Origin of the sequence: Promicromonospora aerolata (assembly GCF_042682255.1) — a bacterium.
Taxonomy (GTDB): Bacteria; Actinomycetota; Actinomycetes; order Actinomycetales; family Cellulomonadaceae; genus Promicromonospora; species Promicromonospora aerolata.
Genome location: NZ_JBHUHF010000001.1, coordinates 729656 through 749461 on the forward strand (window position 1 = coordinate 729656; position 19806 = coordinate 749461).

At 73.7% G+C, this 19806-nt stretch carries 21 protein-coding genes; 14 read left to right on the forward strand and 7 right to left on the reverse strand.

The features are described 5' to 3' along the window. Positions 1–5 precede the first annotated feature (5 nt). On the reverse strand, positions 6–185 hold the full coding sequence (locus ACFSL2_RS03250) for a hypothetical protein (protein ID WP_377196457.1): 180 nt from the start codon (positions 183–185) through the stop codon (positions 6–8). A 262-nt stretch (positions 186–447) separates the two neighbouring features. Between ACFSL2_RS03250 and ACFSL2_RS03255 the strand changes: the two genes are divergently transcribed. Genes ACFSL2_RS03255 through ACFSL2_RS03270 form a run of 4 tightly spaced genes read left to right on the forward strand, consistent with a single transcriptional unit; the run spans position 448 to position 4331 of the window. Further along, a complete protein-coding gene (locus ACFSL2_RS03255; RefSeq protein WP_377196458.1) occupies positions 448–741 on the forward strand; it encodes a hypothetical protein in 294 nt (97 codons plus the stop codon). Continuing rightward, positions 738–1562 (forward strand): hypothetical protein, encoded by an 825-nt coding sequence (locus tag ACFSL2_RS03260; protein WP_377196459.1) that lies wholly within the window; start codon positions 738–740, stop codon positions 1560–1562. The genes ACFSL2_RS03255 and ACFSL2_RS03260 overlap by 4 nt, the downstream gene beginning before the upstream one ends. Before the next feature lie 25 nt (positions 1563–1587). Continuing rightward, the gene (locus ACFSL2_RS03265) at positions 1588–3582 is read left to right on the forward strand and encodes a fumarate reductase/succinate dehydrogenase flavoprotein subunit (protein WP_377196460.1); all 1995 of its coding nucleotides are present in this window, start codon (positions 1588–1590) and stop codon (positions 3580–3582) included. Continuing rightward, positions 3579–4331: a succinate dehydrogenase/fumarate reductase iron-sulfur subunit gene (locus ACFSL2_RS03270; protein WP_377196461.1), complete on the forward strand. Its 753-nt coding sequence runs from the start codon at positions 3579–3581 to the stop codon at positions 4329–4331. The genes ACFSL2_RS03265 and ACFSL2_RS03270 overlap by 4 nt, the downstream gene beginning before the upstream one ends. 24 nt (positions 4332–4355) lie before the next feature. Here the strand turns inward: ACFSL2_RS03270 and ACFSL2_RS03275 are convergent, their stop codons facing one another. Both ACFSL2_RS03275 and ACFSL2_RS03280 read right to left on the reverse strand, forming a co-directional pair. Then, positions 4356–5129 (reverse strand): PAS and ANTAR domain-containing protein, encoded by a 774-nt coding sequence (locus ACFSL2_RS03275; protein ID WP_377196462.1) that lies wholly within the window; start codon positions 5127–5129, stop codon positions 4356–4358. A gap of 116 nt (positions 5130–5245) precedes the next feature. After that, entirely contained in the window at positions 5246–6427 is a 1182-nt protein-coding gene (locus ACFSL2_RS03280; protein ID WP_377196463.1) for an iron-containing redox enzyme family protein, read from the reverse strand. Between the two features lie 235 nt (positions 6428–6662). On the opposite strand from ACFSL2_RS03280, the gene ACFSL2_RS03285 reads away from it, so the two are divergent. The 5 genes from ACFSL2_RS03285 to ACFSL2_RS03305 all read left to right on the forward strand — a co-directional run bounded on the left by ACFSL2_RS03285 (position 6663) and on the right by ACFSL2_RS03305 (position 10152). Further along, positions 6663–7607: a hypothetical protein gene (locus ACFSL2_RS03285; protein WP_377196464.1), complete on the forward strand. Its 945-nt coding sequence runs from the start codon at positions 6663–6665 to the stop codon at positions 7605–7607. Beyond that, positions 7591–8049 carry a phage holin family protein gene (locus tag ACFSL2_RS03290; protein ID WP_377196465.1) on the forward strand — a complete coding sequence of 153 codons (459 nt, stop codon included), beginning with the start codon at positions 7591–7593 and terminating at the stop codon, positions 8047–8049. The genes ACFSL2_RS03285 and ACFSL2_RS03290 overlap by 17 nt, the downstream gene beginning before the upstream one ends. Further along, positions 8046–8672: a DUF3618 domain-containing protein gene (locus ACFSL2_RS03295; protein WP_377196466.1), complete on the forward strand. Its 627-nt coding sequence runs from the start codon at positions 8046–8048 to the stop codon at positions 8670–8672. The genes ACFSL2_RS03290 and ACFSL2_RS03295 overlap by 4 nt, the downstream gene beginning before the upstream one ends. 95 nt (positions 8673–8767) lie before the next feature. After that, positions 8768–9913, forward strand: coding sequence for a YihY/virulence factor BrkB family protein (locus tag ACFSL2_RS03300; protein ID WP_377196467.1), 1146 nt, complete (start codon positions 8768–8770; stop codon positions 9911–9913). 11 nt (positions 9914–9924) lie between these two features. Next, positions 9925–10152 (forward strand): CDGSH iron-sulfur domain-containing protein, encoded by a 228-nt coding sequence (locus ACFSL2_RS03305; RefSeq protein ID WP_377196468.1) that lies wholly within the window; start codon positions 9925–9927, stop codon positions 10150–10152. Here ACFSL2_RS03305 and ACFSL2_RS03310 read toward each other — a convergent pair. After that, positions 10134–11816 (reverse strand): NAD-dependent epimerase/dehydratase family protein, encoded by a 1683-nt coding sequence (locus ACFSL2_RS03310; protein ID WP_377196469.1) that lies wholly within the window; start codon positions 11814–11816, stop codon positions 10134–10136. The genes ACFSL2_RS03305 and ACFSL2_RS03310 overlap by 19 nt on opposite strands. 33 nt (positions 11817–11849) lie before the next feature. Between ACFSL2_RS03310 and ACFSL2_RS03315 the strand changes: the two genes are divergently transcribed. The 4 genes from ACFSL2_RS03315 to ACFSL2_RS03330 all read left to right on the forward strand — a co-directional run bounded on the left by ACFSL2_RS03315 (position 11850) and on the right by ACFSL2_RS03330 (position 16279). Continuing rightward, positions 11850–12611 carry an alpha/beta fold hydrolase gene (locus ACFSL2_RS03315; protein ID WP_377196470.1) on the forward strand — a complete coding sequence of 254 codons (762 nt, stop codon included), beginning with the start codon at positions 11850–11852 and terminating at the stop codon, positions 12609–12611. Then, the gene (locus tag ACFSL2_RS03320; RefSeq protein ID WP_377196471.1) at positions 12608–13348 is read left to right on the forward strand and encodes an esterase/lipase family protein; all 741 of its coding nucleotides are present in this window, start codon (positions 12608–12610) and stop codon (positions 13346–13348) included. The genes ACFSL2_RS03315 and ACFSL2_RS03320 overlap by 4 nt, the downstream gene beginning before the upstream one ends. 61 nt (positions 13349–13409) lie before the next feature. Next, on the forward strand, positions 13410–14327 hold the full coding sequence (locus tag ACFSL2_RS03325) for a DNA-3-methyladenine glycosylase family protein (protein WP_377196472.1): 918 nt from the start codon (positions 13410–13412) through the stop codon (positions 14325–14327). Between the two features lie 185 nt (positions 14328–14512). Further along, positions 14513–16279 carry an HNH endonuclease signature motif containing protein gene (locus ACFSL2_RS03330; RefSeq protein ID WP_377196473.1) on the forward strand — a complete coding sequence of 589 codons (1767 nt, stop codon included), beginning with the start codon at positions 14513–14515 and terminating at the stop codon, positions 16277–16279. Positions 16280–16327: 48 nt separating this feature from the next. Here the strand turns inward: ACFSL2_RS03330 and ACFSL2_RS03335 are convergent, their stop codons facing one another. Continuing rightward, positions 16328–17176: a DUF4184 family protein gene (locus ACFSL2_RS03335; protein ID WP_377196474.1), complete on the reverse strand. Its 849-nt coding sequence runs from the start codon at positions 17174–17176 to the stop codon at positions 16328–16330. 210 nt (positions 17177–17386) lie between these two features. Between ACFSL2_RS03335 and ACFSL2_RS03340 the strand changes: the two genes are divergently transcribed. Then, on the forward strand, positions 17387–17866 hold the full coding sequence (locus tag ACFSL2_RS03340) for a DUF1801 domain-containing protein (protein WP_377196475.1): 480 nt from the start codon (positions 17387–17389) through the stop codon (positions 17864–17866). Between the two features lie 22 nt (positions 17867–17888). Here the strand turns inward: ACFSL2_RS03340 and ACFSL2_RS03345 are convergent, their stop codons facing one another. Next, the gene (locus ACFSL2_RS03345) at positions 17889–18551 is read right to left on the reverse strand and encodes a phosphonatase-like hydrolase (protein ID WP_377196476.1); all 663 of its coding nucleotides are present in this window, start codon (positions 18549–18551) and stop codon (positions 17889–17891) included. 84 nt (positions 18552–18635) lie between these two features. After that, on the reverse strand, positions 18636–19781 hold the full coding sequence (locus ACFSL2_RS03350; protein ID WP_377196477.1) for a TIGR03364 family FAD-dependent oxidoreductase: 1146 nt from the start codon (positions 19779–19781) through the stop codon (positions 18636–18638). Between the last annotated feature and the right edge of the window lie 25 nt (positions 19782–19806).

Sequence of the window (19806 nt, forward strand, 5' to 3'; positions counted from 1 at the left end):
GGTCCCTAGCTCGGCGCGCCGGTGCCCTCCGTGTCGGGCTCGTCCTCACCGCGGACGGTGCCGCAGCGCCAGCACGGGCCCGTCGGACTCTCGTTGAGGGCGCCGCACTCGGCACAGACCTCGGACAGCCAGCAGGCGGCGTCCCCGCCGTCGGACCAGCTCGCCGGCCGGGGTGCGTCGGGCACGGTCCCTCCTCCTGGTGGTCCTACCTGGTGGTCCTACGGTGTCGCGCGGGTCTCCACCTCCGATCGTGCCACGACGTGGCCTGCTGACGGCGAGCCTCCTGTGGTCCTGGTTCGGCGCGCGAGCAGCGACGGACGCTCGGCCGACACCGTCCTGAGGAGGGCCGGCCAGCGCGTCGCCCTTGCGTATCGGTGCAGTTCACGGCAGAGTCTGTCGTGACGCACCTCACACCGTGGTGAGGGGCGTCGCCAAAGGAGGTGCCGAATGACGACCACCGAATTTGCCACGTTGCGCCGCTCGATCGAGCAGCTGCGCCAGAGCGTGTCCGGGGTGCGTAGCGCCTTCGGTGACGGGCCGGAGGTGCGCCGGCTCATGAACGACCTCGAGCGGCTGGAGATCGATGCGACCGAGCTCGCGTCGGCCGAGCCCCTGCGGCAGCCGGTCGGCTCCGGTCGCGTGCCCGAGCACGTCGTGGTGCCCGACACCCCGCTGGACGAGGCGATGTTCAGCGATGCCGACGACGAAGGGCTCGGCGGCTACCACGGCGACCGGTCGTGACGACGACCGCCCGAGGCATCGGCTCGCGAGGTGTCGACAGCCCGGGCCGCGCCGCCATCGGGCCACGGACCCTGCGGTCGGACCGGTGGTGGCTACCACCCGCGGCGACCACGGTGGGCCTGCTGATCTTCGTCGTGTACGCGACGGTGCGGGCGTTCCAGCAGCAGTACTTCTTCGCCGACGAGCGCTACCTGACCCCGTTCTACTCGCCGTGCGTGTCGCTCGGGTGCGCGGCGGAGCCCGGAGCGGCGCACTTCGGGACGTTCCTGCCCGACCACCCGCTCATCCCGTACGCGGCCCTCAGCCTGCCGTTCCTGCTGCTGTTCCGGCTGACCTGCTACTACTACCGCAAGGCGTACTACCGGTCGTTCGCGCTCGCGCCCGCGGCGTGCGCGGTGCCCGAACCGCACGCCACGTACACGGGCGAGACGCGCTTCCCGCTGATCATGCAGAACGTCCACCGGTACTTCTTCTACGTCGCGGTGATCATCTCGCTGATCAACACGTACGACGCCGTCGTCGCGTTCCGGCACCCCACCGACGGGTTCGTAGTGGGCATCGGCAACCTCGTGCTGCTCGTGAACGTCGTGCTGCTGTGGTGCTACACGGCGTCGTGCCACTCGTGCCGGCACGTGATGGGCGGCCGGCTCACCCACTTCTCGAAGCACCCCGTGCGGTACCGGATCTGGACGTGGGTGTCCGCGCTCAACACCCGGCACGCGACCTTCGCGTGGATCACGCTCGGCACCCTCATCCTGACCGACCTCTATGTGGCGCTCGTCGCCAGCGGAACCATCACCGACCTGCGCCTGGTCGGCTGACCCTCACCGGAAAGCGAGCCCGGCCTTGACCGAGATCGAACGGCACGACTACGACGTCCTGGTCATCGGTGCCGGGGGCGCCGGGCTGCGCGCCGCGATCGAGGCCCGCGAGCGTGGTCTGCGGGTCGCGATCATCTGCAAGTCGCTGTTCGGCAAGGCCCACACCGTGATGGCCGAGGGCGGGTGCGCCGCCGCCATGGGCAACGTCAACGACAACGACTCCTGGCAGGTGCACTTCCGCGACACGATGCGGGGCGGCAAGTTCCTGAACAACTGGCGCATGGCGGAGCTGCATGCCAAGGAGGCGCCCGACCGCGTCTGGGAGCTCGAGACGTACGGCGCGCTGTTCGACCGCACGGGCGACGGCCGGATCAGCCAGCGGCACTTCGGCGGGCACACCTACCCACGCCTGGCGCACGTCGGCGACCGGACCGGGCTCGAGCTGCTGCGCACCATGCAGCAGCGCATCGTCGCGCTGCAGCAGGACGACCACGCCGCCACCGGCGACTACGAGGCCCGGCTGCGTGTGTTCGCCGAGTGCACGGTCACGGAGCTGCTGACCGGCCCGCCGGACGACCCGGACCGGCCCGGCGCCGTTGCCGGAGCCCTCGGCTACTGGCGCGAGTCGGGCCGGCTGGTGCAGTTCTCGGCACCCGCCGTGGTACTGGCCACCGGCGGCATCGGCAAGTCGTTCCAGGTGACGTCGAACTCGTGGGAGTACACCGGCGACGGGCACGCCCTCGCGCTGCGCGCCGGCGCGGAGCTCATCGACATGGAGTTCGTCCAGTTCCACCCCACCGGCATGGTGTGGCCACCCAGCGTCAAGGGCATCCTCGTGACCGAGGGCGTGCGCGGCGACGGCGGCGTGCTGAAGAACTCCGACGGCAAGCGCTTCATGTTCGACTACGTGCCCGACGTGTTCAAGGGCCAGTACGCCGACACCGAGGACGAGGCGGACCGCTGGTACGACGACCAGGAGAACAACCGCCGCACGCCCGACCTGCTGCCCCGCGACGAGGTGGCCCGGGCGATCAACACCGAGGTCAAGGAGGGCCGCGGCTCGCCACACGGCGGCGTCTACCTCGACATCGCGAGCCGCATGCCCGCCGACGAGATCCGGCGCCGGCTGCCGTCGATGTACCACCAGTTCAAGGAGCTGGCCGACGTCGACATCACCGCCGAACCGATGGAGGTCGGCCCCACGTGCCACTACGTGATGGGCGGTATCCACGTCGACCCCGACACCGGACAGTCCCGCGTGCCCGGGCTGTTCGCCGCGGGGGAGTGCGCCGGGGGCATGCACGGCTCCAACCGCCTCGGCGGCAACTCGCTGTCCGACCTGCTCGTGTTCGGCCGCCGCGCCGGCCTCGGCGCCGCCGACTACGTGTCCGGCCTCGACCACCGCCCGGCCGTCCAGCCGGCCGACGTCGACGCCGCCGCGTGGATGACGCTCGCGCCGTTCGACCCGCCGTCGGCCGGACCGGGCGGGACGGACGCCGCGGCCGGGGCCGGCGAGAACCCGTACACGCTGCACGCCGAGCTGCAGCGGATGATGAACGACCTGGTCGGCATCATCCGCACGGAGTCGGAGGCGCGGGACGCCCAGGAGCGCCTCGGCGAGCTCCGCGGCCGCGTACGCCAGGTCTTCGTCGAGGGGCACCGGCAGTACAACCCCGGCTGGCACCTGGCGCTGGACCTCCGGAACATGCTCATGGTGAGCGAGGCCGTCGCGTCCTCGGCCCTGCTGCGCACCGAGAGCCGAGGCGGGCACACCCGCGAGGACCATCCCGGACTGGACCCGGAGTGGCGCCAGCGGGTCCTGGTGACGCACCTCGCCCGCGACGGCGGGACCGACGACCTCGTGCTGCCGCAGGTCGTCGTCGAACCCGGCGAACGAGCCCCCATGCGCCCGGACCTGCTCGCGCTGTTCGACCACGCCGAGCTCGAGAAGTACTACACGGATGCCGAGCTCACGGCACACCCCGGGCATCCGGCCGACCCAGCGGGAGGAACCGCATGAGCTACACGGGCACGTTCCGGATCTGGCGCGGCGACACCGACGGCGGGGCGCTCGCGGACTTCGAGGTCGAGGTCAACGAGGGCGAGGTGGTGCTCGACGTCCTGCACCGGCTGCAGGCCACGCAGGCGCCCGACCTCGCCGTGCGCTGGAACTGCAAGGCGGGCAAGTGCGGGTCGTGCTCGGCGGAGATCAACGGGAAGCCGCGCCTGCTGTGCATGACCCGGATGTCGGTGTTCGAGCCCGGCGACGTGGTCACCGTGACGCCGATGCGTACGTTCCCGGTGATCCGCGACCTCGTGACGGACGTGTCGTTCAACTACGCGAAGGCCCGCGAGATCCCGTCGTTCACGCCACCGGCGGACCTGGCACCGGGGGAGTACCGCATGGCGCAGGTCGACGTCGAGCGGTCCCAGGAGTTCCGCAAGTGCATCGAGTGCTACCTGTGCCAGGACACCTGCCACGTGGTGCGCGACCACGAGGAGAACAAGGAGTCGTTCGCCGGCCCGCGGTTCCTCATGCGGGTCGCGGAGCTCGAGATGCATCCCCTCGACGTGGCCGACCGGGTGCCCGCCGCCCAGGACGAGCACGGGCTCGGCCAGTGCAACATCACGAAGTGCTGCACCGACGTGTGCCCGGAGGGCATCAAGATCACCGACAACGCGCTCATCCCGATGAAGGAGCGCGTCGCCGACCGGCGCTACGACCCGCTGGTCTGGCTGGGCCGGACGATCTCGCGACGGCGCACCTGACTCTGCTGGGGGCGTGGGACCGGTTCAGCGCGGCCGCTTGCGCGGCCGCCGGGTCAGCAGCGGGTCGTGGCTCCGGGGGCGGCCGACGGGCTGGACCCCGTCCAGCGCGCGCGTCAGCATGTCGTGCGTGACGGTGGCGCCGTCGTCGGCTCGTAGTGCGGCCATCACCTGGTCGGCCGCCAGGCGCAGGGATACGCCGGCGCTCTTGGCCGTGGCGACCAGGACGTCGGTCGCGGTGGCCTCGTCCACGCCGCGCACCGCGACGATCACACCCTTGACCTGCTCGATCATGGCCTGGCTCACGAAGGCACGGTGTACGACGCCGTCGGACCGGCGGTCCAGCGCCTCCTTCTGGACCGGCGTCACGTCGACCACGTACCCGACCAGCTCGGGCGACCGGCTCCGGGGTCCTTGCGTCCCCTGCCCGGTCACGACCACGGAGCGGGTGCGGCCGCTGCGGTCCACGATCCGGTGTGCGCACGCGAACGGGCGGCCGAGCCGGAGGGCCTCGCCGGCGGCGCGGACCACCCGGCTCCGGTCGTCCGGGTGCTTGCGCGACCGGAGGGCCTCGAGACCCGGCTCCACCTCGTCCCGCCGCCACCCGTGCATCGTGTAGACCTCGTCGGACCACCACCAGGTGCCCGAGGCGAGCTCGACGCTGTAGCGGCCGACCAGGAGGTTGGTTCCGAGGCCCAGCGCCCGGGACAGATCACCCGCCGAGAAGCCGGGCGAAGGAGTCGGTACGTCGCCTCCGGCGCCGTCCACGAGGGCCGGCTGGGGCTGCGTGAAGGATGACATGTGAACCTCCCAGATCCGATGCGGACCGGGAGCCGCTTCATGACTCCGAGTTCCCGAGTGTAGAGGCTTTGGGACCATTCGGACAGCCCAAAGCCAAGTTCTTTGTTATCCGGTCGTTATTCGGCGTCTCTTTCGCCTGGTCGCGGCGGCGTGGCGTCGAGGGGGGCGAGCAGGGCGGAGCCGCCCTCCTGCCAACGGTTGAGCGTGAACACGCCGACGTCTCCGTCGATGGCGAGGCACGCGGCGGCACCGAGCAGCACGTCGTCCCGCAGACCGGGCTGCTGCTCGACGAGCCGGCCCGCCAGGTCGTGTGCGGCGATCTGCTCGTGCACGGAGTCGGCCTCCACGTGCTCGTCGAAGTACTGCGTCGTACCGGTGCCGTACCCGAGCCGCCGGAACCCGTCGCCGTACAGCCCGCTCGGGATCGACGACGTGATCTCGTAGGCGGCCAGGTGACCGACGATCGCGCCGCGGAGCCGGCGGTGCAGGGCGAAGAACGACATCGTGTTCAGCGAGGTGAGCACCGGCGTGGGCGCCGCGTCGAGATACCGGCCGTACGTGTCGTCGAGCCCGGCGGAGCGCATCGCCCGTGCGAAGAGCTCGGAGTGCAGACGGCCCGGGCGTCCGCCGCCGTACTCGTCCGCCTGGATCTCCACCAGCGCGGCCTTGGGCGTGCCGTGCAGCCGTGGGATCGCCCAGGTGTGGGGATCCGCCTCCATCAGCTGGTAGACCGACCGCAGGGCCAGGAACTCCCGGGCCTGGCGCGCGTCGGCGTGCTTGGCGACGTACCGGGCCAGGCTCGGGGCACCGTCGGCCTCGGCCAGCTCGAACAGCCGGCGGGCGAAGCCGGCAGCATCCGTCGCGTCGCACGTCGGCCGCCCCGCACGTGCTCGCACGGCCGCCTCGAACGGACGCTCCAGCGTCTGCCGTACGGACAGGAGGGACGGCTCCCACTCCCAGGCGTCGTCGATCCCGTCGACGCCGCGGTGGTGCAGCTCGTACAGGACCGTGAGCGCGAGCTGCAGGTCCCCGTCGTCCAGGATGCCGCGGTCCGGTTCCGCGCCGGGGGCCGTTGCGTCGGGGGCCGCCGCGCCGGGCAGGGCGGCCGCCAGCGCCGCGCGCACCGGCGCGAGCCGGGCCGGGGCGTCGTCCGCGGGCGGTCCGGCGGTGAGCCCCGCGAGCAGGGCGGCGCTCAACGGGCCACGGGGACGCGGGAGCGGGAGGCGGGCCGCGCCGTCCGCGGGACGCCGGTGGGCGCCGTTCGCCGACGCGGCGTCCCGTAGCGAGGTTGAGGTCATGTGGAGGCTCCTGATCGTGCACCGGCCGCGCCTCTGCTCGACGCCGCGCCCATCGTGGGCACGAAGCAGGCGGCTCGCAAGGGAGCCGTGGCCGGGTTGCGAGTGCCACCCGGCGTCTTACGTTGGGGCCGAGGTCAGGAAGAGGCCGCACCGGTGGAGCAGGGCCCACCGTGGCTCGTGCTCTGCGAACCCGTCCGGCTGGTACCGGGCGTGGACGACGACAGGAGTGGCGACCATGAGCGAGACGAATGTTCCGTACGGCACGGGGGCCGGTTCGCAGCGAGCCTGGGCGCCCAGCCGTGAGGGAGGCGACGCAGGCACCGAGCCGACCGGCGTCAAGGACCGGGTCTCCGAGACGGCGTCGCAGGTGGGCGACGCCGGCCGGGAGACGGCCCACGACGCGAAGGAGCGTGCGCGCGACGTCGCGCACGAGGCGAAGGACCGGACCCGCGGGCTGGTGGACCGCACGCGGACGGAGCTCGGCTCCCAGGTGGAGTCCCAGCAGCAGCACCTCGCCGGCGGGCTCCGGGCCCTGGGCGCCGAGCTGAACCAGATGGCCGAGGGGACTCAGGACCCGGGTTACGCGAGCGACCTGGTGCAGCGCGCAGGTGAGGTCAGCGGTCGCGCCGCCGACTGGTTCGAGGACCGGAAGCCCACCGATGTGCTGCACGAGGTCGAGGACTTCGCCCGGCGCCGGCCAGGGTTGTTCGTGCTCGCCGCCGCGGGTGCGGGCCTGCTGGTCGGACGAATGCTGCGTGGTGCGCGGGACGCCTCCGGCGAGGGCGACGGCGAGCCCCGGCGCGAGTCGGGTCCGACCGGCGCATCGACCGGCGCCTCGACCGGCAGCTCGGCCGGCGCTTCGACCGGCAGCTCGGCCGGCAGCTCGGCCGGCAGCTCGGCCGGCAGCTCGGCCGGCACGGCACGTCCGGGCGGCGCCGGCGGTACGGCCGCCGGTGGGCTGAGCGGCACGGGAGCCGGAGCAGTCGGATCGGGCGCCCAGGGCGGTGAGCCCGATATCGGGCGGAGCGGCGCGTTCCCCGCCCTCGCCAACGACAACCTCCCGCAGGACCCGCAGGTGCCGACCTCGGCGGGGGAGACGCCGCCGGCGTTCCCGCCCACCGCGCCTGACGGAACCCGACCGCAGACCACCGGGGGTGAGCACGATGTCGAGCGACCGTGACCCGTTCGCCGCGTCCAGCGCGGCACCGCCCACAACGACCGGCGCGACCGGCACGACCGGCGAGCAGAGCATCGGCGAGCTCGTCGGGGAGGTCAGCCGCGACCTCTCGACGCTGATCCGGCAGGAGGTCGAGCTGGCGAAGGCCGAGGCGGCGCAGTCGGCCCGGCGAGCAGGAAAGGGCGCCGGCATGTTCGGCGGTGCCGGCGTGGCGGGCCACATGGTCCTGCTGTTCCTGTCGCTCGCCCTCTGGTGGGCGCTCGGCTACATCATGGGCGGTGGCTGGTCGGCGGTCGTCGTCGCCGCGGTGTGGGCGGTGATCGCCGCAGTGCTCGCCCTGCGCGGACGCCGCGAGATCAAGGCGGTGGAGGGACTGCCGCAGACCGCCGACTCCGTCAAGAAGATCCCCGACGCACTGCGCGGACATGAGGAGAGGAACGCATGAGCACCAACGATCCTGACGAGATCCGGGCGAACATCGAGCGCACGCGCGACGAGCTCAGCTACGACGTCGACACGCTCGGCGACCGGGTGAGCCCCGGCAACGTCGCACGGCGGCAGAAGGACAAGGCGCGGTCCCGCATGTCCCAGGTCAAGGACCGGGTGATGGGTTCCGCGCACCACACGATGGACTCGGCCGGGGGCACGACGCACGACGTCGCGGACCGCGGGCGCGAGAAGGCGGCGTCGGTCGCGGACTCGGCCCGGCACACGGCGTCGTCCGTCGCGGGTTCCGTGGGCTCGGCGCCGCGCGCGATGCGGGAGCAGACACAGGGCAGCCCGCTCGCCGTGGGTCTGATGGCCTTCGGCGTCGGTCTCGCGGTCGCGTCCCTCATCCCGTCGAGCCGCACCGAGCAGCGTGTCGCGACGTCTGCCCAGGAGAAGGCCGCACCGCTGGTCGACGACGTGAGGTCGACGGCGAGCGAGGTCGCGCACGACCTCGAGGAGCCGGCGAAGGAGAGCATGGGAGCGGTGCGCGACGCCGCGAAGGACGCCGCGCAGTCGGTCGGTGAGCACGGCCGCGAGGCCGCGTCCGACGTCCGCTCACGCGCCTCCGACAACGGCTGAACCGCAGGCGAGCTCAGCCGCCGACCGTCGCGTCGGCCGGTGCCGGTACCGCGGGCTGCGGTGCCGGCGTCGGCCGACCCGTCCTGGGAGATGACATGACCGACATCGACGACGCCTCCGAGCGGGCCGACGCGCCGCACCCCGACGACGGGCGCAAGCCGGGCACGCCGCCGGCCCTGCACCGCGGGACGTGGATGTACGTGCTGCGCAACACGGTGCGGCAGTTCTCGCGGGACCAGTGCCTGGACCTGGCCGCGGCCCTGACGTACTACGCCGTGCTCGCGGCGGCGCCGGCCCTGCTGGCGCTGGTCTCGGTGCTCGGGCTCGTGGGGAGTGGTGGCCAGGCGGTCGAGCGGGTGATCGGCACCATGGAGGGGGTCGTCCCGCCGGACGCGCTGTCCGTGGTGGAGCCGCTCGTCCAGAACGCCGCCGGAGGCGGCGGGGCCGGGTTCGCTCTCGTTCTCGGTATCGTCCTCGCCCTCTGGTCGGCATCCGGGTATGTCGGCGCCTTCGGGCGCGCGATGAACCGGGTGTACGAGATCGACGAGGGCCGGCCCGTGTGGAAGCTGCGTCCGGTGATGCTCCTCGTCACCCTGGTGGCCGTGGTGATCGCCGCCCTGATCGTTGCGTCGCTCGCGCTGAGCGGACCGGTCGCCCGTGCGGTCGGCGACGCCGTCGGCCTGGGCTCCACCGCCGTGACGGTCTGGAGCATCGCGAAGTGGCCGGTGGTGCTGCTGCTGGTCGTCGTGCTGGTCGCGATGCTGTACCGGGTCACGCCGAACGTCCGGCAGCCCAGGATGCGGTGGCTCAGCGTGGGGGCGTTCGTCGCGATCCTCGTGTGGGTGCTGGCGTCCGCCGCGTTCGGCCTGTACGTCGCGACGTTCGCCAGCTACGACGCCACGTACGGGTCCTTGGCCGGGATCATCGTGTTCCTCCTGTGGCTCTGGATCACGAACCTCGCCCTGCTCTTCGGTGCGGAGCTCGACGCCGAGCTCGAGCGTGGTCGCGAGCTCCAGGCGGGTATCGCCGCGGAGGAGTCGGTACAGCTGCCACCCAAGGACGCGCGCGCGAGCGAGAAACGGGCGGCGAAGCGGCAGAAGGAGGTCGAGCGCGGCCGGGAGCTGCGCTTCGCGGCGGTCCGTGCCGACGGCGACGGTGCCCACGGCGGCGACGGCACCGGCCCGGGCACCACGGGCACCGGCACCACGGGCCCCGCGGGCCGCACGGACCACCGAGCCTGAGGGAGGACGGCATGACGACGGACGACGCCCGCACCACGCGCCCCACCGCGGAGGTGACGGTCACCGCCTGCCCGGACGGACCGCTGCTGGTGCGTGGCCCCGCGGCGATCCTGGGCCAGGACGGCCGGCCGGTGCCCCGCCGTCGGGCGACCGTGGCGCTGTGCCGCTGCGGCGGCACTGCCATCGCCCCCTGGTGCGACGGGACGCACAAGGTGAACGGCTACCGCTCCGACGGCTGACTCTCCGGTGCGTCCGTCCGGAACGCCCGCTCACGCGCGTACGCGTGGAACCGGTCGAGCAGGTCGAGCTGCCGGTGGCCCAGGCCGATCAGGTCGTCGAGCTGCGCCGCGTCCAGCCCGACGTCGGCGGCGTGCTCGCGCAGCGTCCGCCAGCCACCGATCTTGCCGACCACCATCGAACGCAGGAGCTCCGCCTCCAGCACCGCCGAGAGCGGGGACCGCTGGATGAGGCGGCCGTTGAGCTTGAGCCGGCCGGCCCTCTCGCCGAGCCAGGCCAATGCCTGCCGAGGCCGGCGCAGCGGCACGTCGAGGCGGTGCAACAGGTCGCGATACAGCTCCCGCTCACCGCGGAGCTGTTCCGCGAGCTCGGCCAGCTCGGCGTGGAACGGAGTGTCCTGGTGGCTGCCGACCATCCGCTCGACGAGCTCGAGCCCCGCCGTCGCGGCGGTGAGGTGGTCCGCGAGGTAGAGGCCGAACAGGCCGCTGTCCATCGACTCCGGGACCCGAACCGGGCCACGGTGCCGCAGGGGCAGGACGGACTCACCGGCCGGTCGCGGAGTCGCCGGACGCAGGGGAGCCGAACGCACCCCCTGGCCGACGGCCATGCCACCGAGCAGGTCCTCGATCGCCTCGGCGGCGGTGCGACGCGGTGCCCACCCCAGCTCGTCCCTGATCCGGTCCGTGTCGAGCACCGGAACGGTCATCGCCATGTCGAGCCACCCCGGGTCCGCCCGGACCAGGCGACTGTCGTAGGCGACGGCGAGCGCCGCGCGGACGGCCGTCGGCGGCACCTCGACCAGCCGGCCGTGCCCGACGATCCGTGCGAGGTCGGCGCCGTGCAGCAGGTCGTCCGCCGCGACGTTGAACGCGCCGCGCGCACGCTCGACCACCACCCGGCGGTAGGCGTCCGCGACGTCCGCCGCGTGCACGGCCTGCATGCGGAGGCCGGCGGGCAGCGGCAGCGCAGGGGGCCTGCCCTGCCGCAGCAGCTGCACGGGCACGAGCGGGCCCAGGAAATAGCGCACCACGGCCTGGGCGGCGTCGGCCTGAAAGATGAGGGACGGGCGCAGGCGCGCCACGGCGACGTCGGGGTGCGCGGCCTCCAGCTCGTCGAGCACGCGCTCCTGCGCCGCCTTGTCCACGCTGTAGTGGGACGTCGGGATGCCTCGGGCGGGCCAGTCCTCACGCCGGGGCACGTCGTCGTCGACGGGGGAGTAGGCCCCGACCGACGAGGCGGCGACCAGGTGCGGTACGCCGGCGTGGACCACCGCGTCGCCCACCCGGCGCGTGCCCTCCACGTTGGTGCGGCGCAGGAGGTCGCGCTCACGGTTGGGCTGCACGAGCCACGCGAGGTGCACCACGGCGTCGGCGCCCCGGAACTGCTCGGCGAGCCGATCGACCACCGCCTCGTTGCCGTCCTCCGCCGCGATGTCCAGCGCTGCCCACTCGGCGTGCCGGTACGGTTCCGCGCTCCGGTCGGGCAGTCGTCGGGCGACTCCCAGTACCGACGTGACCTGCGGATCGCGGTGCAGGGCCCGCAGGAGGGCGGTCCCCGCGTTCCCGGTGGCTCCTACGACGACGACGCGCATGGAGCCACCGTGGCACCGGCGGCGGGCGCTCGCATCCGGCGCCGGCGCCTCGCGGGCGGCCGCGTGTGCGCTCATGCTGGCGGTATGCCTGGCGCTACCGTGCACCGTGTGAACAGGTCCAGCGAGGGCGGCTGCACGGTCGTCGGGCACGTGCGCGCACCGCTCGACGTGGATCGCGCGGTGGTGCTCGTGCACGGCGTGGGCTCCTCGTCGCGGGCCTATCGGAAGCTGACCGACCACCTCGTGGCGCACGGTGAGGTGCACGCGCTCGATCTGCCGGGTTTCGGGGCGTCCCGGCACGTGGCCCGTGACGTCGGTATCCCGGAGCACGCCGGCGCCGTGGCGCGGTACGTGCGGGAGCACGTGCTCGACGCCGGGTTGCCCGCGCCCGTCGTCCTGGGCCATTCCATGGGCACGCAGGTGGTGGCCCAGCTGCTCGCCGACCACCCCGACACCGCGGCGGCCGGCGTCCTCGTCGGGCCGACGGCGGAACCGAGCACGCGGAGCTTCCACGGCCAGGCGGTACGGCTGGCGGCCGACGCCGTCGGCGAACCGCCGCACACGGTCGGCGTGCTGCTCGTCGACGCCCTGGTGCGCTGCAGGCTGCCGTACTACCTCAGGCAGCTGCGCCACGTGATCGAGTACCGCCTGGAGGACGTGCTGCTCCGCTCCACGGTCCCCGTCGTCGTGGTCCGGGGCGCACGTGACCCTGTCGCACCGCAGGCGTGGGTCGAGCTGCTCGCGGCCCGTGCGCCGTTCGGCCGGCACCGCACGGTGCGCGGCCGGCACCACGCCATGGACGCCGATCCCGCCGGTGTCGCGCAGATCGTGCTCGAGGCGTGGCGCTCTGCCGGACGGGGCATCGGATGACCGCGCGACGTCGTGCACCCGGCGGCGCGCTCGCGCGCCTCGGCGCCCGGGCCGCCGACTACGCGTGGGCCGCCCACCGGCAGCTGCGCCACGTCGTGCGGCGCCCGGCGCTGCCCACCGCGGCGACGGGCGGTGGGGTCGACGCCGGGGTCGACGGTGGGCGGGCGCCCGTCGTGCTGCTGCCCGGCATCTACGAGACGTGGGAGTTCCTGGAGGCCGCGGCGACCGCCCTCGCCCGCGCGGGGCACCCGGTCCATGCGGTGCCGGGCCTCAAGCACAACGCGCGGCCCGTCCCCGAGTCGGCCGACATCGTGATCGAGCACCTCGAGCGGACCGGCCTGCGCGGCGCGGTTCTCGTGGCGCACAGCAAGGGCGGCCTCATCGGCAAGCAGGTGCTGCTCTCGCCCGCGAGCGACCGGCTGCTCGGCATGGTCGCGATCGCCACGCCGTTCACGGGCTCACGCTGGGCGCGATACATGCTCTCGCAGGCCCTGCGGTCGTTCGACCCGCGTGACCCGGTGCTGCTGGCGCTCGCCGGCGAGCTGATCGTCAACGAGCACATCACCGCCGTGTACCCCCGCTTCGACCCGCACATCCCCGAGACGGGCAGGCTCCCGGGTGCACGGAACGTCGAGCTCCCGCTGTCCGGTCACTTCCGGCCGCTCGCCCATCCGCTGCTCGTCGACACGGTCGTGCGTGAGGTGGCGCGGGTCGAGGCCGAGCATGCGGTCACCTGAGGGCCGCCCCGGTCCGGCGGCTGATTCTCGACCGCCGGCCCGCGCGTGGTCCACTGGTGAGGTGCTCACCGTCCGCCACCGCTCGCCGCGTCGGCTCGACGTCGCCCTGACGCTCGCGCAGCTCGGGCACGGCCGGGCCGACCCGACCTTTCACCGGGCCGGCGACGGCACGGTCTGGCGCACGTCGCTGCTGCGCACCGGTCCGGTGACGCAGCGGTTCGTGCCGGCCGGGCCGCACGAGGTGCTGGTCCACCTGTGGGGCGACGGCGCCGGGGAGGCTGCCGAGGCCCTGCCGGCACTGCTCGGCGAGGACGACGACACCACGGGTTTCGTGCCGCCGCCGCAGGTGAGCGACGCGCATCGCCGTGCCGCCGGGCTGCGGATGGCGCGCACGGGCCGCGTGCTGGAGGCGCTCGTGCCCGCCGTGCTGGAGCAGCGGGTGCAGATCGTGACCGCGCAGCGGGCGTGGCGATGGCTGGTGCGGCGGTACGGTTCGCCCGCGCCCGGTCCGGTGCCGGCGGACCGGCCGGAGGGGCTGCGGGTCGTGCCCGATGCGCGCACGTGGACCAGGGTGCCGGTCTGGGACTGGCACCGGGCGGGCGTCGACCCGGGCCGCGCCCGCACCGTGGCGCGCTGTGCGCTCGTGGCACCGCGGCTGGAGGAGGCGTGCGCGATGCCGCCCGCCGAGGCCCGTGCCCGGCTGGAGAAGGTGCAGGGCGTCGGGGTGTGGACGTCGGCAGAGGTGGCGCAGCGCGCGTTCGGCGACGCGGACGCCGTCTCCGTGGGCGACTTCCACCTGTCCGCCGCCGTGGGCTGGGCGCTGACCGGTGCACGCACGGACGACGACGGGATGCTGCGGCTGCTGGCGCCGTACGCGCCCCACCGGCACCGGGTGGTCCGTCTGCTCATGATCGACGGACGGCACAAGGCGCCTCGGCGGGGGCCGAAGCTGCCGATCGCGGACTACCGGGCGTTCTGAGGTCCTGCGGCCTGCTGGCGTGGTCTGCGGACCGGCCTGCCGGGCCTCGGCCGCGAGCGCGCGAGGTGCCCGGCGCGGCGAGCAGTTCACAGACGGATGTGGGCGTCACCCTCCAACATCGAACACGTGTCCGAGGTTGTGGGTGGGCCTGGATACGCTTGAGGACATGGACAGAGGGGGTGGCGATGGATCAGGACCGGGCTGACGAGAGGCTGGGCGGCGCGCCGTGGGACGGCGCGCCTCTGGACGACGGTGGTGTCGGGCTACGGCCCCCGGGAGAACCGCCGGGGCCGGAGTGGCCACCGGACGTCGTACCGGTGGTGCTGTGGCCGGCCGAGCTGTTGCGCGAGGCGCTGTCCGGTGCGCCGGGGCTGCAGCTGGCGCGCGTGGTGGCCGAGGTCGCCGACCCGGATGCCGACATGCTGGGCGACCTGCCTGACGACGTGCTGGGGGAGCTGGTGATCGCCTGTGGGCGGCTGCAGTCGTGGTCGGCGGGAGTGCAGGCTCGGGCCGTGGGCGAGCGTGCCGCCCGGGAGACCAGCCCGCTGGCGCACGGCTCGCTGGTCGGCCAGGTGACCGGTGAGCTGGTGGTCACCGAGCGCGAGGGGACGGAGGTCGTCGTGCGGGCGGAGGCCGGTGCCGTGCACCCGACGGTGATCACGGCACTGGTCGCCGGGCGGATCGACGCGCGCAAGGCGCACACTCTCCTGCGCTCGGCGGCGCAGCTGACGGCGGCCGAGCGGGCCGAGGCGATCAGCAGGTACCTGCCCCAGGCGCCGCGGCGTACGTGGCGCTGGCTCCAGGCGCGGATGCTGCAGTTCGCCAAGGCCCGGCACGGCGCCGCCGAGACGGTGCGGGCCGAGGAGCAGCGGCGCTCGGTCTGTCTGGACCGTGCCGAGAACGACATGGGCTGGCTGACCGCCTACCTTCCGGCCGTGGACGCGGCAGCGGTGTGGGGTGTCGTCGACGACATGGCGCACCAGCTGCAGCGCACCGCCGGCGAGGAGCGGAACCTGGCACAGCTCCGGGCGGACTCCCTGACGGGCCTCGTCACCGGTCGCCTCCTGCCGGCTGACCGGTTCGACGACGCCTGCGCGGTGTCGTCGGTCGGGGGTGTGGCTGCAGGCGGCGCGGCTGCTGAAGACACGGCTGCAGAGCGGGCTGGTAGCGGTGGTGCCGGGCCGGTCTGCACGTGTGGTGGCAGGGCGCCCGTCGTCCAGGAGGTCGTGCGGCCGGTACGGGTGACGCCCACCCGGCCGGTCGTGCGCGTGACCGTCCCGGCCAGTGCCCTGCTGGGTCTCGACGACGCTCCCGGTGACCTGGCCGGGTTCGGGCCGGTCCCCGCGGAGTCGGCCCGCCTCATCGCCCAGGACGCGACCTGGCAACGTCTGGTCACCGACCCGGTCACCGGCGTGCTGGTCGACTACTCCACCCGCACCTACCAGCCCGGCAAGGTCCTGCGGGCCGGGGTGGAGGCCAGGGACGGGACCTGTACGTTCGTCGGCTGTGCGAGGCCGGCCGCCTGGTGCGACCTCGACCATATCGAGCCGTTCGACCACGACGCGCCCCTCGACCATGACGGCACGGTGGACGAAGTACGGGCAGACCGGCATGGCGGTCGCCGCGGGCAGACGAGCGCGCAGAACCTGCACGCCTTGTGCCGTCGGCACCATCTGCTCAAGACCCACGGCGGCTGGCGTGTGGGGCGTGACCAGGGCAGCGGTGTGACCACCTGGACCGCACCCGGCGGTAGAACGCACGTCCGGCCGCCGACCGTGCTTGACACGCGGGTCGAGATCGACCAGATCGATCCGGACACGAGCTATGACCTGACCCTCAGGGCACTGACCGGACGGAGCCTGCGCCGCCACCGCACGAGCGAGACCGAGACCGACACCGACACCGACCCGACCGGTCCGACCGGGACCGGCCCTGACGACCCGCCGTTCTGAGCAGGGCCGGTCCGGCCGCCCGAGGCCCGGTGTGCTGGTGACGATCGGTCACACCGGGGTGGAACCGTTCCTGCTCGCTGCCGCCTGAGCGGTTGCCCGAGCCTTCAGCACATGAGCCGCCCACCACACCACGACATAGAGGAGCAGTGCGGTGCCGAGCGCGGCGCCGGCCCCGGCCGCCGCGGAGGAGAGGGCCAGCTCGACCGAGTCCCGTACCGAGAGGCCGGTGTCGCCCCAGAGCTCGACGGTGTTCGCGACCGCGCCGACGGCGGCCACACCACCGACGATCCCGACGAGTCGCCGGACCCTGCGCCGGCCCCCGAGCCGGGCGAGGAGCCGGGTTCGACGCCGCCACAGGTACACCCCGAGGACCACCAGCCCGCCGACGGTGCTCACGTGCTGCAGCGCCCTGGCCCACGTGAGGTCGCCGGCCAGCTGGTCGCTCAGGAACGGCACGTGCAGCACGACGTAGCCGTCGCCGTGCGTGAACGAGTCCCAGAGCAGGTGCGTCGCGATGCCGATCAGCAGGGACACGAGCACCCAGCCGCCGCGCCGCAGGGCACTCGCACCACTCGGCCCAGCCGGCGGCCCACCATCCGCCGCGGCACCCGGACCGCCCGCCGCCAGCAGCCCGCCCACCGGACGACGGGCGACGAGGAACAGGCCCCACAGCGCCACCGCATAGGGCAGGCTCACGGTCACGGCTCCGGGCAGGCCGTGCGAGGTCGTGGCGTTCATGAGCGGCTCGTACCAGGACTGGGCGGTCACCGGGATCGGCGTGCTGCGGGCGAAGTACGGCATGTCGGGTGCCACCGCCCCGGCCACCAGCGCGGCGGCGCTGAACGGGCGCCGCAGGAGCGGTAGCACGGCCGCGGGGTGGGAGAGCGTGAATGGCATGCGTGGTCCTTCGGGGTGCGAACAGGATCATGGCCGACGTCGCGCACGGCGCCGGGCCGTGCGCGCGGGCAACTGTCGGACAGTACCGCCGCGGCTCGCGCGCAGGGCGCACCGAGGCGGTCAGGAATCGAGAAGCCCGATGCGGCCGCCGGGACTAGCGTCGGAGCCACCGGCCAGCGGGCGAGCGCCCATTCCGAGGAGGAGATCGCGATGAGCAGCACATCCAGGGCAGGTGCGGGCAAGCGGGAGGATTCTTCGAGCGGCGCGTTCTCGGAGCAGGAGCGCACCGCGATGAAGGCACGCGCCAAGGAGCTGAAGGCGGAGGCCGGTGGTGGCCGGGCCGCGCAGAAGGCGGCCAAGGACGAGGCGGCGGTACTGGCGAAGATCGCCGAGATGGAGTCCCCGGACCGGGAGCTGGCCGCTCGGGTGCACGACATCGTGACGACCGCCGCCCCCGAGCTAGCACCCAGGCTCTGGTACGGACAGCCCGCCTACGCCGTGGACGGGAAGGTGGTCTGCTTCTTCCGCAGCGGGCAGGTGGACAAGGAGCGGTACTCGACGTTGGGGTTCAGCGTGGCGGCAGCGCTCGACGAGGACGGCGGCATGTGGCCGACGTCGTACGCCCTGACCGGGCTGGACGACGTCGGCGCCGCCACCTTCGCCGACCTGGTCAAGAAGGCCGTGCGCTGAACCGGCCGGCGCCGGCCATGGCCTAGATCCCGGCCAGCACGTCCGGGAGGCTCGCCACCGACGGGATCAGATGGGTGTGCGGGGCGGCCGCGAGCACCTCGCGCGGCACGCCCCCACTGAGGACGCCCACCACGATCCCGGCCCCGGCGTTGGAGCCGGCCTCGAGGTCGAGGACGGTGTCGCCGGCCGTGAGCACGTCCGCCGTCCGCAGCACACCGGTCCGTTCCATGGCGCGGTGGACCATGTACGGTGCGGGCCGGCCGGCGGGCACGTCGTCGGTACAGACGACGGCGTCCACGGCGCCGTCCTGCCATCCGAGGCGCTCCAGCAGGAGGCCGGTGACTTCCGCCGAGAATCCCGTGGTGAGCGCGACCTTCGCGCCGTGGTCACGGAGGCCGGCGAATGCCTCGACCACCCCGGGCATCGCGACGGGCGGGTTCGCGTCGTACGCCTCGCCGAGCAGCCGCTCGAAGTCGGCGAACGCCTTCTCGACGGCGGACGGGTCGCCACCGAGTGCGAGCAGGGCGCGGATGGCCGTGCGCTTGTCGGCGCCCATCCAGTGCGCGACGTCCGCGACCTCGGCCGTGCTGCCGTGCCGGCGCACCGCGTCGTGCAGCGCGCGGTAGACGGCTCCTCCTTCCTCGACGGTGGTGCCGGCGATGTCCAGGGCGGCCAGAGCGATCATGGGGATTCCTTCCAGAGGGGTCGCGCGAGGGTGGACGCGCGAAGGGTGCGGCAAGAGGCGACAGCGGCGACAGTAGAGGGCCGGTCAGCCCGTGAGCCCGGCCTGGTCGAGCACGTGAACGGCGAGCCCCAGGCCCGTCGTCATCCCGATGCCGGTGGTGACCGTGGCGACGTGCACGCCCGGTTCCGGCTCGGTGACGAGGAACTCCCCGGGCGCCGTCGCGTACGTGCCCTGCCAGCGCTCGACGACGTCGAGGTCCGGGCCCGGCGTCGTACCGAGCAGGTCGGCGACCAGCCGCAGCAGGACCGCATACCCCTCCTCGTCCTGGAACACGGGCGCGTCGACCGCGCGCAGGTGGGTGTCGCCCACGATCAGCGTGCCGTCCCGTTGCGGGGTCAGCATCAGGTTGACGTCCCAGGCCGCCGCGGCCGGGTCCGCCGCGGCGAGCTCGTCGGCGACCAGGGGGGCGGAGGGGCAGGCGGCGAGGGCCGCGTACCGGACCATGGACCAGCCCGTGAGCACCGGGCCGGTGAACGCACGCCCCCCGGGCGGCCGCACGCGGAGCATGTGCAGCCGACAGCGGCGCAGCTGGGCCCGTGCAGCGACGTCGGGCAGGAGCCGGTCGAGGTCGTGGTGGGCGGCGACGATCACGACGTCCGCGTCGAGGGGGCCCGCGGTGGTCTCCACGCGGCCGGTGCCGACCGCGCGCGCGGCCGTCCGCCACTGGAAGGTCACACCCTGGCTCTCGAGCCAGGCGGCGAGCGCCGGCGCGGCGACCCGGGGGTCGACCTGCAGGTCGAGCGGCAGGTGCGCGCCGCCGGTCACCCGGTCCGGGCGGACCGGGGCGGCCGCGCGCGCCAGCGGGGCGTCGAGCAGCCGCACCTCGTCGGTGCCGCGTTCCGCGGCGAGCTCCTCGAGCAGGCGCAGCTCGGTGCTCGTCCGGGCGACGACGTGCGTGCCCGTCGCTGCGACGGCGAAGCCCGCGGCGGACCCGAGCGACAGCCATCGCTCGCGGGCCACGAGGGCGTACTCGCGAGCCGGACCGGCTTGGGCGGTGACGCAGACGTGCCCGAAGTTCTGCACGGACGCACCGACCACCGACGCGGCCTGCTCGACGACCGTCACGCGGTAGCCGCGGCGGTGCGCCTCGGCGGCCGCGCCGAGGCCGACCACCCCGGCGCCGACGACGACCACGTGCCCGGCGGCTGGGTCGGGGCTGGAGCGGGTCATGGGCGGCCTTTCCGAGAGGGGGTCG

What these genes read in the sequence shown, in the direction of transcription:
- ACFSL2_RS03290 (WP_377196465.1), top strand. Translation starts at nt 7,591, where the DNA reads ATGTCGAGCGACCGTGACCCGTTCGCCGCGTCCAGCGCGGCACCGCCC.
- ACFSL2_RS03320 (WP_377196471.1), top strand. Translation starts at nt 12,608, where the DNA reads ATGACCGCGCGACGTCGTGCACCCGGCGGCGCGCTCGCGCGCCTCGGC.
- ACFSL2_RS03255 (WP_377196458.1), top strand. Translation starts at nt 448, where the DNA reads ATGACGACCACCGAATTTGCCACGTTGCGCCGCTCGATCGAGCAGCTG.
- ACFSL2_RS03350 (WP_377196477.1), bottom strand. Translation starts at nt 19,781, where the DNA reads ATGACCCGCTCCAGCCCCGACCCAGCCGCCGGGCACGTGGTCGTCGTC.
- ACFSL2_RS03285 (WP_377196464.1), top strand. Translation starts at nt 6,663, where the DNA reads ATGAGCGAGACGAATGTTCCGTACGGCACGGGGGCCGGTTCGCAGCGA.
- ACFSL2_RS03335 (WP_377196474.1), bottom strand. Translation starts at nt 17,176, where the DNA reads ATGCCATTCACGCTCTCCCACCCCGCGGCCGTGCTACCGCTCCTGCGG.
- ACFSL2_RS03295 (WP_377196466.1), top strand. Translation starts at nt 8,046, where the DNA reads ATGAGCACCAACGATCCTGACGAGATCCGGGCGAACATCGAGCGCACG.
- ACFSL2_RS03345 (WP_377196476.1), bottom strand. Translation starts at nt 18,551, where the DNA reads ATGATCGCTCTGGCCGCCCTGGACATCGCCGGCACCACCGTCGAGGAA.
- ACFSL2_RS03270 (WP_377196461.1), top strand. Translation starts at nt 3,579, where the DNA reads ATGAGCTACACGGGCACGTTCCGGATCTGGCGCGGCGACACCGACGGC.
- ACFSL2_RS03280 (WP_377196463.1), bottom strand. Translation starts at nt 6,427, where the DNA reads ATGACCTCAACCTCGCTACGGGACGCCGCGTCGGCGAACGGCGCCCAC.
- ACFSL2_RS03330 (WP_377196473.1), top strand. Translation starts at nt 14,513, where the DNA reads ATGGATCAGGACCGGGCTGACGAGAGGCTGGGCGGCGCGCCGTGGGAC.
- ACFSL2_RS03310 (WP_377196469.1), bottom strand. Translation starts at nt 11,816, where the DNA reads ATGAGCGCACACGCGGCCGCCCGCGAGGCGCCGGCGCCGGATGCGAGC.
- ACFSL2_RS03340 (WP_377196475.1), top strand. Translation starts at nt 17,387, where the DNA reads ATGAGCAGCACATCCAGGGCAGGTGCGGGCAAGCGGGAGGATTCTTCG.
- ACFSL2_RS03300 (WP_377196467.1), top strand. Translation starts at nt 8,768, where the DNA reads ATGACCGACATCGACGACGCCTCCGAGCGGGCCGACGCGCCGCACCCC.
- ACFSL2_RS03275 (WP_377196462.1), bottom strand. Translation starts at nt 5,129, where the DNA reads ATGTCATCCTTCACGCAGCCCCAGCCGGCCCTCGTGGACGGCGCCGGA.
- ACFSL2_RS03305 (WP_377196468.1), top strand. Translation starts at nt 9,925, where the DNA reads ATGACGACGGACGACGCCCGCACCACGCGCCCCACCGCGGAGGTGACG.